The 14,074-nt window shown below is 71.8% G+C and carries 15 protein-coding genes and 2 pseudogenes; 10 read left to right on the top strand and 7 right to left on the bottom strand.

Features of this window, described 5'->3' with window-relative positions; genetic code table 11:
• Positions 1-88: 88 nt before the first annotated feature.
• The gene (locus tag ACZ434_RS00620; protein WP_468450276.1) at positions 89-595 is read right to left on the bottom strand and encodes a GNAT family N-acetyltransferase; all 507 of its coding nucleotides are present in this window, start codon (positions 593-595) and stop codon (positions 89-91) included.
• Between the two features lie 60 nt (positions 596-655).
• On the opposite strand from ACZ434_RS00620, the pseudogene ACZ434_RS00625 reads away from it, so the two are divergent.
• Positions 656-886, top strand: a pseudogene (locus ACZ434_RS00625) (transcriptional regulator); the annotation flags it as partial.
• A gap of 108 nt (positions 887-994) precedes the next feature.
• Here ACZ434_RS00625 and ACZ434_RS00630 read toward each other — a convergent pair.
• The 3 genes and pseudogenes from ACZ434_RS00630 to ACZ434_RS00640 form a co-directional block, all read right to left on the bottom strand.
• Positions 995-1,471 (bottom strand): GNAT family N-acetyltransferase, encoded by a 477-nt coding sequence (locus ACZ434_RS00630; RefSeq protein WP_468450277.1) that lies wholly within the window; start codon positions 1,469-1,471, stop codon positions 995-997.
• Positions 1,468-1,659: pseudogene (locus tag ACZ434_RS00635) on the bottom strand (IS256 family transposase); the annotation flags it as partial. The pseudogene ACZ434_RS00635 and the gene ACZ434_RS00630, both read right to left, overlap by 4 nt.
• A gap of 110 nt (positions 1,660-1,769) precedes the next feature.
• A complete protein-coding gene (locus ACZ434_RS00640) occupies positions 1,770-2,231 on the bottom strand; it encodes a MarR family winged helix-turn-helix transcriptional regulator (protein ID WP_468450279.1) in 462 nt (153 codons plus the stop codon).
• A 121-nt stretch (positions 2,232-2,352) separates the two neighbouring features.
• Here ACZ434_RS00640 and ACZ434_RS00645 point away from each other — a divergent pair, with 121 nt between their 5' ends.
• The 3 genes from ACZ434_RS00645 (at position 2,353) to ACZ434_RS00655 (ending at position 4,878) form a co-directional block, all read left to right on the top strand.
• Positions 2,353-3,261: an NADP-dependent oxidoreductase gene (locus tag ACZ434_RS00645; RefSeq protein WP_468450281.1), complete on the top strand. Its 909-nt coding sequence runs from the start codon at positions 2,353-2,355 to the stop codon at positions 3,259-3,261.
• A gap of 139 nt (positions 3,262-3,400) precedes the next feature.
• Positions 3,401-4,435 carry an AraC-like ligand-binding domain-containing protein gene (locus tag ACZ434_RS00650; RefSeq protein WP_468450283.1) on the top strand — a complete coding sequence of 345 codons (1,035 nt, stop codon included), beginning with the start codon at positions 3,401-3,403 and terminating at the stop codon, positions 4,433-4,435.
• Positions 4,436-4,491: 56 nt separating this feature from the next.
• On the top strand, positions 4,492-4,878 hold the full coding sequence (locus ACZ434_RS00655; RefSeq protein WP_468450285.1) for a hypothetical protein: 387 nt from the start codon (positions 4,492-4,494) through the stop codon (positions 4,876-4,878).
• Between the two features lie 155 nt (positions 4,879-5,033).
• Here the strand turns inward: ACZ434_RS00655 and ACZ434_RS00660 are convergent, their stop codons facing one another.
• Positions 5,034-6,059, bottom strand: coding sequence for an SEC-C metal-binding domain-containing protein (locus ACZ434_RS00660; RefSeq protein ID WP_468450287.1), 1,026 nt, complete (start codon positions 6,057-6,059; stop codon positions 5,034-5,036).
• 250 nt (positions 6,060-6,309) lie between these two features.
• On the opposite strand from ACZ434_RS00660, the gene ACZ434_RS00665 reads away from it, so the two are divergent.
• From ACZ434_RS00665 to ACZ434_RS00675, 3 genes are all read left to right on the top strand, one after another.
• Positions 6,310-6,636: a DUF6412 domain-containing protein gene (locus ACZ434_RS00665; protein WP_468450289.1), complete on the top strand. Its 327-nt coding sequence runs from the start codon at positions 6,310-6,312 to the stop codon at positions 6,634-6,636.
• A gap of 98 nt (positions 6,637-6,734) precedes the next feature.
• Positions 6,735-7,463, top strand: a complete 729-nt coding sequence (locus ACZ434_RS00670) for a YidC/Oxa1 family membrane protein insertase (RefSeq protein WP_468450291.1) — start codon at positions 6,735-6,737, stop codon at positions 7,461-7,463.
• Positions 7,464-7,611: 148 nt separating this feature from the next.
• Positions 7,612-8,469 (top strand): fumarylacetoacetate hydrolase family protein, encoded by an 858-nt coding sequence (locus ACZ434_RS00675; RefSeq protein WP_468450293.1) that lies wholly within the window; start codon positions 7,612-7,614, stop codon positions 8,467-8,469.
• A gap of 129 nt (positions 8,470-8,598) precedes the next feature.
• On the opposite strand, the gene ACZ434_RS00680 is transcribed toward ACZ434_RS00675, so the two are convergent.
• Together ACZ434_RS00680 and ACZ434_RS00685 are read right to left on the bottom strand one after the other, a co-directional pair.
• Positions 8,599-9,075: a heme-degrading domain-containing protein gene (locus ACZ434_RS00680; protein WP_468450295.1), complete on the bottom strand. Its 477-nt coding sequence runs from the start codon at positions 9,073-9,075 to the stop codon at positions 8,599-8,601.
• Entirely contained in the window at positions 9,072-10,148 is a 1,077-nt protein-coding gene (locus tag ACZ434_RS00685) for a Gfo/Idh/MocA family oxidoreductase (RefSeq protein WP_468450297.1), read from the bottom strand. Before ACZ434_RS00685 ends, ACZ434_RS00680 begins: the two co-directional genes overlap by 4 nt.
• Positions 10,149-10,203: 55 nt before the next feature.
• On the opposite strand from ACZ434_RS00685, the gene ACZ434_RS00690 reads away from it, so the two are divergent.
• The 3 genes from ACZ434_RS00690 (at position 10,204) to ACZ434_RS00700 (ending at position 14,060) form a co-directional block, all read left to right on the top strand.
• Complete coding sequence (locus ACZ434_RS00690; protein ID WP_468450299.1) at positions 10,204-11,340, top strand: ROK family transcriptional regulator; 1,137 nt, start codon at positions 10,204-10,206, stop codon at positions 11,338-11,340.
• 498 nt (positions 11,341-11,838) lie between these two features.
• A complete protein-coding gene (locus ACZ434_RS00695; protein WP_468450301.1) occupies positions 11,839-12,618 on the top strand; it encodes an HAD-IIA family hydrolase in 780 nt (259 codons plus the stop codon).
• Positions 12,619-13,031: 413 nt separating this feature from the next.
• A complete protein-coding gene (locus ACZ434_RS00700) occupies positions 13,032-14,060 on the top strand; it encodes a glycoside hydrolase family 6 protein (RefSeq protein ID WP_468450303.1) in 1,029 nt (342 codons plus the stop codon).
• Positions 14,061-14,074 lie beyond the last annotated feature (14 nt).

The following is a 14,074-nucleotide window of genomic DNA, read 5'->3' on the forward strand; positions in this document are numbered from 1 at the left end:
ACTTCATGCCAGCGCTCGTATGCCCCCCTCATTGCCCTGCCTGATCCCCTTCCGTGCGGCGTGCCCTGCTGTTGCTGGGCATGCTCACTCAGCGGGCAGTGCCCCGGCTAGTCGCCCAGCAGGGCGGCGGCCGTTGTCCGCGAAGCAGGGCAGGCGGAACGAACGCACATGGTGCGTATACAGCAGAATCACAATACTCGGGAAGTAGCCGACGAGGCAGGTGTAGACCGAAGGTATTTGATCCATCAACTGAGCGGGTACTTGATGGCAGGCCTAGTGGTCGAGGATGGTTACTTCGAGCTGGTGAGGGATGTGCTGCGGGCCACTGCGGCTGCGTCGGGTGAGGTGTGCTGACTGGTGGTGACGCTCTGCGGTGCCTTCTTGAGCGGTGTTTGACGAACTCGATCTTGGTGGACGCTTCCGAGACCAGCCGCCCCGTCACCGTCCAGCCGCACGCTGCATAGAAGGCGTTGGCCGTCGCGTTGTCGGCGAAGCTCTCCAAGCGGAGTTTCTCGGGCCGGGCGAAGAGGATCTTCTCGGCGTGGGAGAAGAGCTCTCTACCGAGGCCCCGGCGGTGGTGATCGGCATCAATCACCAGGTCGATGCCGACAGTCGGAGTCGCGGGGACCGTTCTCAGGTCAACCTGTGTCGATGCGGGAGCGCCGCTGCACTGGAACAGGCACGTGGTGATCTCGCCCTGGTCACAGGTCTGCTCAGAGCCGGCCGGTACACCGACAGGGTCCGCGTTCGCCTGTACGCGTCGGCGGCCCAGGTGTCCCACATGACCGGGTGGATGGCCTGTGATGCCGGTCTGCGCTCTGTCGGCCAGCGCTATTACGTCGGCGCGCTGCGCAGCGCCCGTGCGGCAGAGGATGACGCCTTCGGCAGGGGCTGACGATGTGCGTGCAGGGTCGCTCGTGGATGCGCTGCGAAGGTCGATCGGCTTGAAGCCGCTGCCGGACGCCTGAGTGTGCAGGACCGCGACGAGTCCTTGTCAGGATCTGTGGCTCGGCCCAGGCTGAGGCGGCTTGGTGGACATCCTGATCTTGATGTCGTTCTCGCCGTGACGATTGACTTCATGCAGGCCCAGTCGCCGGTAGAGGGCCTGGGCCCGCTGGTTGACGACGAGGACGTCCAAGGTGAGGTCCCGTCCCTGGCGGCGGGCCTGGTGCAGGAGGCCGCGGATCAGCTGACCGCCGATTCCGCGTCCCTGGTGGTCGGGGTGGAGTTCGATCCGCGCCAGGTAGGTCTCGGTGGGCCGGTGCTCGACGTGCAGCATGCCGGCCTCCGTGCCGTCGACGGTGATGATCTGCCACCGGGCCGGAGTGAACACACGGGCGTGGAAGTCGCGTTGGGCCTGCTCGTCCCAGCCCCAGATGGCCGTGACGTAGGCGCCCATGGCGGCTTTGTGCAGTTGGAAGCAGTACTCGCTGTCCGCAGGGGTGGCCGGCCGCAGACCGACAGCCGTCATGCCGCCCCCTCCTGGGTCCGTTCGATCAGTCGGCCGCCTTCGAAGTGCGTTCCGGCGCGGAGGAGGGCGACGAGGTGGGGTGCGTTCACGGTCCGCCACCGCTGCTGGGCGGATACGACGAGCTTGAAGACCATGGCCAGGGCGGCGGTGCGGGAGCCGGCGCCGCGGGTGACCTCGGTCCGCAGCGAGGAGCCGCTGGCGGTGGTGCCGTCGTCGTTGACTGAGCTGAGCACGGGCGTGCCTTCCCGGCCGGTGCTGCGAACACCGGCCTACTCGTGCCGGTCCCGGAATGGCCGGCTCAGGCTCCGCGGGGGTCCAGGGACTGCGCGATGCGCGCGGCGATGGTGCCGAGCTGGTCGGCCTCGTCCTCGGTGAGGAGGTCGAAGACGTACTCGTGCAGGGTCGCGTAGTAGCCGGGCGCCGACTCGGCGTACTTCTGGGCGCCGGCCTCGGTCAGCGTGGCGATGGTGACGCGGGCGTCGGAGGGGGCCGGCTCGCGGACGAGCCAGCCCTGTCGCTCCAGGCGGGACGCGATACGGGACAGATGTGACGGGGTGACCCGGGACAGTTCCGCGAGTGAACTCATGGTGCGTGCGCTGCCCCGGTGCTCCGTCAGGCACCACAGGATCAGGAACTCGTGATGGCTCAGGCCCTGTCGCTTGAGCCGTCCGTCCAGCGCCGCCGGGAGCCAGAGCAGCACCGACAGCAGTGACTCCCACGTCTCCGCCTCGGCCGGGGCGAGCTCCTCATGCGCTTCCACAGGCGCGATCGTAGCGCGGAGTCACTTTCCCGCGGGAAGTGACTCTTAGGTACTTGCCGCGGAAAGTTTTGGGCTCTAGGTTAGTTTCCGCTGCAAGTAAACGCCGATCAAGGAGCGCGAGATGCGTGCTGCCCGCTACCACGACTACGGTCCCGCCGCCGACGTCCTCGTCATCGAGGACGTCCCGGAGCCGCACGCCGGTCCCGGCGAGATCCGTGTCCGCGTCACCGCGGCCAGCGTCAACCCGGTCGACTGGAAGCTGCGCTCGGGGGAGGTCCGTGAGCACTTCCCCGTCGACTTCCCGGCGATTCCCGGTCGGGACGCCGCCGGTGTGGTGGACGAGGTCGGCGAGGGTGTCACCGGCGTCTCCGCCGGGGACCGGGTCTTCGGGCTCGGCGGGATATTCGGGGCGACCGCGGAGTACGCCACGCTGACCGCCTGGGCCCCGGTGCCGGAACCGTGGACCCTGGAGCAGGCCGCCGGTGCCGGGCTCGCGGTCGCCACCGCGGGCCCGGGGCTCAACGCGCTCGGCGACCTGTCCGGCCGCACCCTCCTGGTCGAAGGGGCCGCCGGCGGTGTCGGCAGCGCCGCCGTCGCCATGGCGGTGGCCCGCGGCGCCACCGTCATCGGCACGTCGAGCACGGGCAAGCACGCCTATCTGCGCACGCTGGGGGCCCTGCCCACCACCTACGGCCGGGGACTGGCCGACCGGGTCCGCGAACTGGCCCCGGCCGGAGTGGACGCCGTGCTCGACGTGGCCGCCTCCGGCTCGCTCCCCGACCTCGTCGCCCTCGCCGGCGACGCGGACCGCGTCGTGACGGTCGCCGACGCGGCACGCGCGGGCGAACTCGGCGTACGGCACCTCTACGCGGAGAACGACGCGACGGTGCTCGCGGAGGGTGCCGCGCTGGGGGCCCGGGGCGGGTTCACGCCCCACCTCGCCGCGACCTACCCGCTGGACGAGATCGCCGAAGCCCACCGGGATGCCGAGCGCGGCCACACCCAGGGGAAGATCGTCGTCACCCTGTGAACGACAGCCGGGCCCGGCTGTGCGGTCGTTGGGGAGGGCGAGGAGGCGCGGGGCGGCGAAAGTGACCGAAGTGCTGCTGGCCTACGCACCTCCGCCCGTGCCACGTTCGCCCCAAGGGAATCGGCTACGGGGGCTGAGAATGCTGGTGACGGAGTTCAGCACGGGCGTCGTCGAAGCGCCGGAGCGGTTCGCGCTGTGGGAAGCGGCGACGGAACAGTCGCACATGCGCAATCGCCTGCGCAGCGAGGACCAGGACGACTTCCGCGCCAGGATGCGTGGCCTGGACCTGGGGGAAGTGCAGGTGGCTTCCCTGGCCTACCCGCACCTGGAGATAGCGCGGACGGAGAAGCTGATCCGGCGGTCCGACCCGGAGGCGTACCAGATCAACTACTTCCTCGGTGGGGCGGGCACTGTTTCTTTCGGCGGCAGTGAGAGGGCGCTGCGTGTCGGTGACCTTGTGGTGATGGACAGCAGTCGCCCCTACCGTGGCGATGTCCGGAGCGTTCCGGGCGGTTGGTCGCACATGACCATGCAGTGTCCTCGCGGGCTGCTGCCACTGCCGGAGAAGACGGTTCAGCGCCTCCTCGCTGTCCCGATCAGCGGGCGCCACGGCATGGGAGGGGTGTTCACCCGCTGGCTGGCCGACCTCAACACGCGGGCCGCCGAGTTCACCCCGGCCGATGTCCCCACCCTCGCCTCGGTCACCCTGGACCTCCTCGCCTCCGTCATCGCCCGCTCTCTGGAAGCCGAAGAGGCGCTGAGCCCGGAGACCCGCCGGATCGCCCTGTGGGCCCGGATCAACGCGTTCGTCGAGCGCCACCTCGCCGACCCGGCCATGACCCCCCAGGCGATCGCGGACGCCCATCACATCTCCCTGCGCCATCTCCAGCAGCTGTTTGCCGAGAACGGGACGTCGCCGGCGGCCTGGATACGCCACCGCCGTCTCGAGCGCTGCCGCCTCGACCTGGCCGACCCCCGCCTGCACGCCCGCCCGATCCAGGCCATCGCCACCCGCTGGGGTTTCCCCGACCCCGCCCACTTCAGCCGTCTGTTCCGGGCCGCCTACGGGATGCCGCCGCGCGACTACAGAAACCTGCGGGACGGAGCGGTCGCGAATCTCCAACCGCCGTGCGCGAACCGACAAGGGCCGCACGTTGCCGGCTCGGCATGCTGAGGCAGCGCAGCAGTCCACCGAACACCAAGGACACGGACCTCAAGGGGGAATGCACAATGGGAAGTCGCGTACGCAAGCGTGTCATCGCCGTGGGCGGGATGGTCGCCAGCGCGGTGCTCTTCCTGGGCACCACACCCGCCGCGGCGGAGACGATCCGCTGTTACACCAGCCCCAGCAACCGGGGCCACGCCACCTTGGACACGACCTACGGCTTCATGTACGTCGAGGACACCTCCAAGGACGGGCGACGGGTCGTGGCCACGGCGTACAACGCCTCCGGTGACGCCGTACTGGCCTACGCGTACGACTCCAACGGCAGCGGCAACGGCCCGGGGGCGGGGGCTGACGTCGACATGTCCCGCGTGGGCATGATCGAGACGTGCACGCAGGACGGTACGTCCGTCCGGACGCGCGCCAACTGCTGGACCACGTTCGTCTGGTGACAGGTTCAGAAGCGCGGCGGTGAGTGCCGGTCGGCGTGCTGAGCCATGGCCTCTCCGGGACGCCGGCTCCAGCTGTCCATGGAGACGGACGCGAGCAGCGCTGTGCGGCCGTTCACCGGGAGGCGGTGGACGGGCGCGCAGCGCGGCGGGGGAGGTCAGGCGGTGCCGTGGCATTCCCCGTACGGGCGTTCCGAGCCGCACCAGCACGGTGCCGTGCGGTCCGGGGGCCATGCCGTCGCGCGTCCGCGGGCGGCGAGGGTGGTCGCGTACTGGGGGAGGAGGGCCGGGTCCTCGGGGGTGGTGAGTTCGGAGGCGGCGAAGGCCTCGTAGGAGGGGACGGTGCCGGTGACGATGCCGAGGTTGGCGGTGCCGGAGGCGGCGAGTTCGCGCAGGGACGTCTCTATCGTCGCCAGGTGGGCCTCGTAGGAGGGGTACTCGGCCGAGAGGGCGGGGTACGCCTCCGTCAGTTCCGTCAGTTCGGTCGCCGGCCAGTGCAGGACCGCGACCGGGAACGGGCGGGACAGGGCCTCGCGGTACGCGCCGAGTTCCGCGCGCAGACGGACGATCTCCGCCTCCAGCTCCGCCGGGTTCTCCGAGCCGAGGGACCACACGCGCTTGGGGTCGTGCAGCTCGTCCAGGGTGATCGGGAGGGTGTGGACGGTGTCCGCGAGGGCGTCCCACTCGTCGTGCGCGGCGCCGAGCATCCTGCGGACGCGGTGGCGGCCGAAGAGGAGCGGGTGGGTGCCGCGCGGGGGCTTCGGACCGTCCGTGCCGGCGTCGGTCAGGAGGAGGCGTACCGCCTGCGTGAACGTGTCGTGCGCCTGTTCCAGCTCGTCGTGCGACTCCAGGGACTCCGCGACGATCACCCAGGGGGCCGGGTCGCGCGGGGCCGCCGTGCGGATACCGGTGATGATCGCGCGGGCCTCCGCCTCGTGGCCGTACTCCCACAGGTTCGAGGCCTTCAGCGCGCGGACCAGGTACGGCTGGTCCAGGGAGGTGTCCGAGGCCAGCAGGCGGTCGTAGAGGGCGGACGCGGCGGGGCGGTCGCCGGACAGTTCGCGGTGGGCGGCGGCCCGCAGGAGCAGGGCCTCGGCGTCCTCGGGGTAGAGATCGGCGGTCCGCTCCAGGCGGGCGGCTTCGGCGGTGTGGTCGACGTTTTCGGCAGGCGTGTCGGGGCGCATGGGGGACACCGTACTGCCGTGGGGTGACAGGAGGTGAGGGCGCGGGGTGGGCGGACGGGGCTCCGGGGCGGTGCGCCCGGGGGTGGCGGGTGCGCGGGGTCGTCTGGCCGGGGGTGGAACCGGGGCGGGGTCCCGGACGTTGTGGTGGTGCGGTGATCGGTGGGCGGGAGGAGCGCCACCGGTATGACGAGCGGTCCGGTATAACTCGGGTAGGGGAAGGGCAGGACGTGGCGGAGGGAGGGGGCGGTCAGTGATACGTCGCCGGGTGACCGGGCGGTCCGTTTGCGCCGCCGTGCTTCTGCCGCTGCTCCAGGTCTTCCTCGTGCTGCTGCCCGCCGCCGGTGGGCTCTCCGTCGTCGACGTCGCGCTCGCCGCGACCGCCGCGGCCGGGAGCGCGCTCGCCGTCTGCTCGCTCGTCGCCGCGCGCTGTGCGCCCGCCGTGCCGCGCACCCGGGTGCGTACGGCCCTGCGCGACCGTGACCGGCGTACCGCCTTCCTGCCCCAGCGCGACCCCGATGCCAAGGGGCGCACCCGGCCCCGAGCGCCCGGACACGCCTTCCTGGCGACCGCCGCGTAGGGCACTTCCGCAAGGTCTTCACCTCACCGCGCCCCGCTGCGGGTCGTCATGCCGCCTTTCCCGCTTCCGGCACGACGAGACCCCCGGAGGGCTCACCCATGTCCGTCTTCGCCAGCCTGGTCGAGCACCTGGCCGACCTGCTCCAGCCGCTGTTCGGCGCCACGGCCGCGGCCGCCGCGATCATCCTGTTCACCGCGCTCGTACGCCTTCTCGTCCACCCCCTCTCCCGGGCCGCCGCACGCGGCCAGAAGGCCCGGACGGCGCTCCAGCCGCGCATCGCCGAACTGCGCCGCAAGCACCGCCGCGACCCCGAGAAACTTCAGCGGGCCGTCCTGGAACTGCACACCCGGGAGAAGGTGTCGCCGCTGTCCGGATGCCTGCCCAGCCTGTTCCAGCTGCCCGCGTTCTTCCTGCTGTACCACCTGTTCTCCAGCGAGACGATCGGCGGACGCGCCAACGAACTCCTCGGCCACCGGCTGTTCGACGCGCCGCTCGGCGGACGGTGGGCGGACGCGCTCGCCGGCGGCGGGGTGTTCGGCGGGGCCGGGCTCGTGTACGTCGTGCTGTTCGCGGTCGTCGCGGTCGTCGCCTGGTTCGGCTACCGGCTGTCCCGGCGGATGATGGCCGCCAACGCGGTGGCGGTCGGCGCGGGTGCGGGGGCGGATGACGGGCAGCAGGTGCCGGGGCTGGGGGCCGTGACCAAGGTGATGCCGTTCATGTCCTTCCTCACCCTCGTCACCGTCGCCGTCCTGCCGCTCGCCGCCGCGCTGTACATGGTGACGAGCACGACGTGGAGCGTGGTGGAACGCGCCGTGCTGTACCGGTGAACGCGCCGGCCGGGCGGTCCAGTACGTGAACGGGGTCTTGCGGAGTGGTACGCCGCCTTGGAGGATCGAACAGTCCTCCGGTGGCTGCGCCTCGCCGCATCCGGGTCGTTCTCATCGGACGGGCCCCGCGATCGAGGGAGACGTCACCATGAAGCTGCTGCGAGTCGGTACGGCGGGGCAGGAGCGGCCCGCACTGCTCGACAGCGAAGGGACCCTGCGCGACCTGTCCGGCCTCGTCGACGACATCGACGGAGCGCTGCTCGCCGACGAGGCGGCGCTCGGCCGGATCAGGGCCGCCGCCGGTACCGGTGAGCTGCCGGTGCTGGACGGGACGGGGCTGCGGATCGGGCCGCCGGTGGGGCGGATCGGGAAGGTCGTGTGCATCGGGCTGAACTACCACGACCATGCTCGGGAGACGGGGGCCGAGGCGCCAGCCGAGCCGGTGGTCTTCCTGAAGGCGGCGGACACGGTGGTCGGGCCCGACGACGCGGTGCTCGTGCCGCGGGGGTCGGTGAAGACCGACTGGGAGGTCGAGCTGGCGGTCGTGATCGGGCGTACGGCGCGGTATCTGGAGTCGGCGGAGGACGGGCTCGCGCATGTCGCGGGGTACGCCGTCGCGCACGATGTGTCCGAGCGGGAGTTCCAGCTCGAGCGGGGCGGGACGTGGGACAAGGGGAAGAACTGCGAGACGTTCAATCCGCTGGGGCCGTGGCTGGTGACGGCGGATGAGGTCGGGGATCCGCAGGGGCTGTCGCTGCGGCTGTGGGTCAACGGGGAGTTGAAGCAGGACGGGACGACGGCGGAGCAGATCTTCTCGGTGGGGGAGGTCGTCCGGTATGTCAGTCGGTTCATGACGCTTTATCCCGGGGATGTGGTGAATACCGGGACGCCGGCGGGGGTGGCCATGGGGCGGGGTGCGGCTGCGGTGTATTTGCGGGTGGGGGATGTGGTGGAACTGGAGATCGGGGGGCTGGGGCGGCAGCGGCAGGTGCTTGTGGCGGGCTGAGGTGGGTGGGGGGCGGTTGTGGGGTTTTCGCCCCCGCCGCCCCTTCCCGTCCCGTCCCTGTGGGCTGCGCCCCCAGACCCCCCTTTGCGCCCACGCGGCGGAGCCGCACATCGGAACAGTCCCGCGCCCCTAGTTGTTCCCGGCCTGGGTCAGGAAGTGCTCCAGGGCTTCTACTACGAGGTTGTGGTCCTCGAGTTGGGGGAGGCCGGAGACCGTTATCGCGCCTATGACTCCTGTGTCCTCGAGCCTGATGGGGAAGGAGCCGCCGTGGGCCGCGTAGGTGTCGGGGTCCAGGCGGGAGGAGGCCTCGAAGGTGGTGCCCTTGGCGCGGTGGCGGGCGCCCACCAGGTAGGAGGCGGCGCCGTAGCGCTCCACCACCCGGCGCTTGCGGGCGATCCAGGCGTCGTTGTCGGGGGCGGAGCCGGGCAGGGCGGCGTGGAAGAGCTGCTGGCCGGCGCGGTGGATGTCGATGGCGACGGGGGCCCGGCGCTCGCGCGCCATCCCCACCAGCAGGGAGCCGAGCGCCCAGGCGTCGTCGTACGTGAACTGGCGGAAGACCAGGCGGCGTTCCTGCTCCTCCAGTTCCTCCACGGTGGGGGTGGTCACAGGGTCACCGTCACTTTCTCCTGGGCGGAACGGCGGGCCGCTTCCAGTACGTCGAGGGCGGCGGCCGCCTCCAGCGCGGTCACCGGGTTGGGGGCGCCGGAGCGCAGGGCCCGCGCCACGGCCGCGTAGTAGGCCGGGTAGTCGCCGGGGAGGGTCGGTACGGGGGTGCCGCCGCCGGTCACCGGGGACTCCCCGGAGCCGACGCGGCCCCACAGCTCCTCGGGCTCCGTGCCCCAGTCGGTGCCGGGCGCGGCGGGGCGCAGGCCCTCGCGCAGGGCCGCCTCCTGGGGGTCCAGGCCGTGCTTGACGTAGCCGGCCTTCGAACCCAGGACGCGGAAGCGGGGGCCGAGTTGGGCCGTGGTCGCGGAGACGTAGAGGTGGGAGCGGACACCGCTCGCGTGCGTGAGCGCGATGAACGTGTCGTCGTCGGTCCGCGCGCCCTCACGGCGGATGTCCGACTCCGCGTACACGGAGGTCACCGGGCCGAAGAGGACCAGTGCCTGATCGACGACGTGGCTGCCGAGGTCGTAGAGCAGGCCTCCGATCTCCGCCGGGTCGCCGGACTCCCGCCAGCCGCCCTTGAGCTGCGGACGCCAGCGCTCGAAACGGGACTCGAAGCGGTGGACCTCGCCGAGGTCGCCCTTGTCGATGAGCTCCCGCAGGGTGAGGAAGTCGTTGTCCCAGCGGCGGTTCTGGAAGACGGAGAGGAGCAGGCCGCGCTCCTCGGCGAGCGCCGCCAGCTCGCGCGCCTCGGCCGCCGTGCCCGCGAGGGGCTTGTCCACGACGACCGGCAGACCGGCCTCCAGCGCGGTGGTGGCGAGCGGGACGTGCGTCTTGTTCGGGGACGCGATGACGATCAGGTCCAGTTCGCCGGCGCGGTTGAACAGCTCGCCGGGCGTGGTGGCGACGCGTACGTCCGGGAACTCGGCGCGGGCCTGCCGCTGCCGCTCGGGGTTCGAGGTGACCACCGTGTCGAGCGCGAGGCCCTCGGTCGCGGCGATCAGCGGGGCGTGGAACACGGAGCCCGCGAGGCCGTAGCCGACGAGGCCGACGCGGAGGGGAGTGCCAGTCATGCCCCTACTTTCGCAACGCTGTTGCCAAAGTGCAAGCGGGAGGGAGAATGGGCGGGTGAAGAGGACGAACGAGGGCAGCGGCAGCGGCGCGGTGCGGGAGGGGCGCGGGAGGCGCGGGGGGTTGCTGGGGGCGAATGTGCTGGCGCTGCGCAGTCACAACGCCGCGCTCGTACTGGACCTGCTGCGGACCGCGGGAGCGGAGGGCATCAGCAGGCTGGAGCTCGCCGAGCGCACCGGGCTCACCCCCCAGGCGGTCAGCAAGATCACGGCCCGGCTGCGGGAGGACGGGCTCGCGGCGGACGCGGGACGCCGGGCGTCCACCGGCGGCAAGCCGCGTACGGTGCTGCGGCTGGTGCCGGAGGCGGGACACGCGGTGGGCGTGCACCTGGACCGGGACGAGACACGGGCGGTGCTGGTCGATCTCGACGGGGCGGTGGTGGCGCGGAGGCGGGCGCCGCTGGATCTGGGTGCGGGGGCGGAGGCCGTACTGGCGGGGGTGTGTGGAGTGGTGGAGGCGCTGGGGGAGGGTGCGGGCGGGGGGCGGTCGTTGCTCGGGGTCGGGGTCGCGCTGCCCGGGCCGCTCGATCACCGGCGGGGTGTGCTGCACCGGGTGACGGGGTTTCCCGAGTGGGACGGCTTTCCGCTGCGGGACGCCTTGGCCGAGCGGCTGGGGATGCCGGTCGTCGTCGACAAGGACACGAACGCGGCGGCGCTGGGGCTGGCGGTCGGTGGCGAGGGGGGCTCGTTCGCGTATCTGCACCTCGGTACGGGGCTGGGGGCGGGGCTGGTGATCGGGGGGAGCGTCTACCGGGGGGCGAGGACCGGGGCGGGGGAGTTCGGGCACCAAGTGATTCAGCTGGACGGGCCGGTGTGTACGTGCGGGGCGCGGGGGTGTGTCGAGGCGTTGTGCCTCGGGGCCGTCGGGCGGGGGGATCTCGCTGAGGCGGCGAGGGTGCTGGGGGTGGGGGCGGCGAATTTGGTGGGGTTGCTGGACATCGACTGCGTGCTGCTCGGGGGGCGGGCGGTTGAGGCGTCGCGGGGGGTGTTCGTGCGGGGGGTGGCGGCTGTGGTGGAGGGGCGGGCTCGGCGGGCGGGGGATGCGGGGGTGGTAGTGCGGGCGAGCTTTCGGGGGATTGACGAGGGGGCGGCGCAGTTGGTGTTGGCGCCGGTGTTTGGACGGGGGGATGCGTAAGGGGTGGGGGGCTGGTGGGTGCTCGTGCCGGTGCTTGCGGGTGCCCGGGGTTGGGGCTGGGCGGGGGTGGTGGCGCAGCCCGGCGCCGGCGGGGTGCCGTCGCGCCCACCCGTGCCGCCCTGCGGCACGATTGCCCGCGGGAGCGCGGGGCGCGGGGCGCGGGAGCGCGGGAGCGCGGGGCGCCGGGGCGCGGGTGGGTGCCGTCGTGCCCGGGGTTGGGGTGGGGCGGGGGGTGGTGGCGCAGCCCGGCGTCGGCGGGGTGCCGTCGCGCCCACCCGTGCCGCCCTGCGGCACGACTGCCCGCGGAGGGCGGAGGGGGTGCCGTCGCGCCCACCCGTGCCGCCCTGCGGCACGATTGCCCGCGGAGCGCGGAGCGCGGAGCGCGGAGCGCAGAGCGCGGAGGGCGGGGGCGTGACTGCCCGCGGATCGTGGAGGGGGGCGCGGTTAGGGTGGGGTGCACGGAGGATCGCGTACGCGTACCGGCAGGAGATTGTGCACATGGCAGACCGCAAGCCGATCGAATCCTGGCTCACCGACATGGACGGGGTGCTGATCCACGAGGGTGTGCCGATCCCCGGTGCCGACGCCTTCATCAAGAAGCTGCGCGAGTCCGGCAGGCCCTTCCTGGTCCTCACCAACAACTCGATCTACACCCCGCGCGACCTGCACGCCCGGCTGCGCCGGATGGGCCTGGAAGTCCCGATCGAGAACATCTGGACCTCCGCGCTCGCCACCGCCCAGTTCCTGGACGACCAGCGTCCGGGCGGGTCGGCGTACGTGATCGGCGAGGCGGGTCTCACCACCGCGCTGCACGACATCGGGTACATCCTCACCGACCACGAGCCCGACTACGTCGTCCTCGGCGAGACGCGAACGTACTCGTTCGAGGCGATGACGAAGGCGGTCCGGCTCATCAACGACGGCGCCCGCTTCATCTGCACCAACCCCGACGAGACCGGCCCCTCCACCGAGGGCCCGCTCCCGGCGACCGGTGCGGTGGCCGCGCTCATCACCAAGGCGACCGGCAGGACCCCGTACTTCGCGGGCAAGCCGAACCCGCTGATGATGCGCACCGGGCTCAACACCATCGGGGCCCACTCCGAGAGCAGCGCGATGATCGGCGACCGGATGGACACCGACGTCCTGGCCGGCATGGAGGCCGGGATGCGGACGTTCCTGGTCCTCACCGGCCTGACCCGGCCGGAGCAGGTGGAGAACTTCCCCTACCGGCCGTCGAAGGTGGTCGACTCCATCGCGGACCTCGTCGACCTGGTCTGACGGAGCACCTGGCCCGGTCGGCGGCGCTCCCCGGAGGACGCCGACCGGGCCGGTCCTCGACCGTGCGGGCGCACGGGCCGCGGGAGTGGCCCGGCGAGCCGCGCGGGAGGCCGCGATGGTGCTCGCCGGGCGCGTACGCCTACGCGGCGCCCCGCACCATCCCGGGGGTCGGTGCGCACGACTCTAGGGCGAAAGCAGGGCCGGGCCTAGGGGTCGGTTGACGTCAAGTCCCCTTCCGATTGCGGACCGTTACCGCCATCGACCGTCACGGGTGCCCGCGGCTCCCGTGCCGGCCGGGTGTAACAGGTCCCGGACAAGGCGGACTCGATCTCGTGGGCGTCGCGGGACGTATGTCAGGATTGAGGCTCGGAACACTCGGAACACATGGAACAAGTGCACCCAAGGGGGGTTGGATGTACGGCAGCAGGGGGGTCGGGGCGTTCGCCGGGAGGCGGGCGTCGATAGCGGTGCTGGGCGCGGCACTGCTGATCACGGGGTGCTCGTCCGGCGACGGTGACGGAGACGACCAGGGGGAGGCCGCCGGCGTCACGCAGCAGCCGAAGGAAACCGACCCGTTCTGGGTCAACCCCGAGGGCCTGTCGGTCCAGAAGGCCGCCGAACTGTCGAAGGACGGCAAGAAGGCGGAGGCGGAGCAGATCCGCAAGATCGCCGAGCAGCCCGTCGCCGAGTGGATCAGCCCGGAGAACCCGGAGGAGCAGGCCCGCGGTTACACCGAGGCCGCCGAGAAGGCCGACCGCAGCGCGCTGCTGGTCCTCTACAACATCCCGCACCGCGACTGCGACCAGTACTCACGGGGCGGCGCCGCCGACGGCAACGCGTACCGGGACTTCGTCGACGCGGTGGCCCGGGGCATCGAGGACCGCCCCGCGACGGTGATCCTCGAACCCGACGCGGTGCTGCACCTGGTGGACGGCTGCACCCCGCAGCAGTTCCACGAGGAGCGCTACGACCTGCTCAGCGGCGCCATCGACAAGCTCAAGGGCCTGAAGAACACCACGGTGTACCTGGACGCGGGCAACGCCGGCTGGGGCAACCCGGACCAGATCTTCGACCCGCTCAAGCGGGCGGGGATCGACCGGGCCGACGGCTTCTCGGTGAACGTGTCGAACTTCTACACCACCGAGGAATCCATCGCCTACGGCAAGCAGCTCTCCGCGAAGGTCGGCAACAAGCCGTTCGTCATCGACACCAGCCGCAACGGCAACGGGATCTATGCCGAGGGCGACCCGAAGGACCGCTGGTGCAACCCGCCCGGCCGCGCGCTGGGCGAGGTGCCGACCGTGGACACGGCGGATCCGCTGGTCGACGCGTACCTGTGGGTGAAGCGTCCCGGCGAGTCGGACGGCGAGTGCAAGGGCGGGCCCAAGGCCGGCCAGTGGTGGGAGGAGTACGCCCTCGGTCTCGCCGAGGCCGCCAACTGACCGCCACGCCTGAC

Source organism: Streptomyces sp. NPDC030893, assembly GCF_055571535.1.

What these genes read in the sequence shown, in the direction of transcription:
- ACZ434_RS00630 (WP_468450277.1), bottom strand. Translation starts at nt 1,471, where the DNA reads ATGACGGCTGTCGGTCTGCGGCCGGCCACCCCTGCGGACAGCGAGTAC.
- ACZ434_RS00645 (WP_468450281.1), top strand. Translation starts at nt 2,353, where the DNA reads ATGCGTGCTGCCCGCTACCACGACTACGGTCCCGCCGCCGACGTCCTC.
- ACZ434_RS00650 (WP_468450283.1), top strand. Translation starts at nt 3,401, where the DNA reads ATGCTGGTGACGGAGTTCAGCACGGGCGTCGTCGAAGCGCCGGAGCGG.
- ACZ434_RS00655 (WP_468450285.1), top strand. Translation starts at nt 4,492, where the DNA reads ATGGGAAGTCGCGTACGCAAGCGTGTCATCGCCGTGGGCGGGATGGTC.
- ACZ434_RS00660 (WP_468450287.1), bottom strand. Translation starts at nt 6,059, where the DNA reads ATGCGCCCCGACACGCCTGCCGAAAACGTCGACCACACCGCCGAAGCC.
- ACZ434_RS00670 (WP_468450291.1), top strand. Translation starts at nt 6,735, where the DNA reads ATGTCCGTCTTCGCCAGCCTGGTCGAGCACCTGGCCGACCTGCTCCAG.
- ACZ434_RS00675 (WP_468450293.1), top strand. Translation starts at nt 7,612, where the DNA reads ATGAAGCTGCTGCGAGTCGGTACGGCGGGGCAGGAGCGGCCCGCACTG.
- ACZ434_RS00685 (WP_468450297.1), bottom strand. Translation starts at nt 10,148, where the DNA reads ATGACTGGCACTCCCCTCCGCGTCGGCCTCGTCGGCTACGGCCTCGCG.
- ACZ434_RS00695 (WP_468450301.1), top strand. Translation starts at nt 11,839, where the DNA reads ATGGCAGACCGCAAGCCGATCGAATCCTGGCTCACCGACATGGACGGG.
- ACZ434_RS00700 (WP_468450303.1), top strand. Translation starts at nt 13,032, where the DNA reads ATGTACGGCAGCAGGGGGGTCGGGGCGTTCGCCGGGAGGCGGGCGTCG.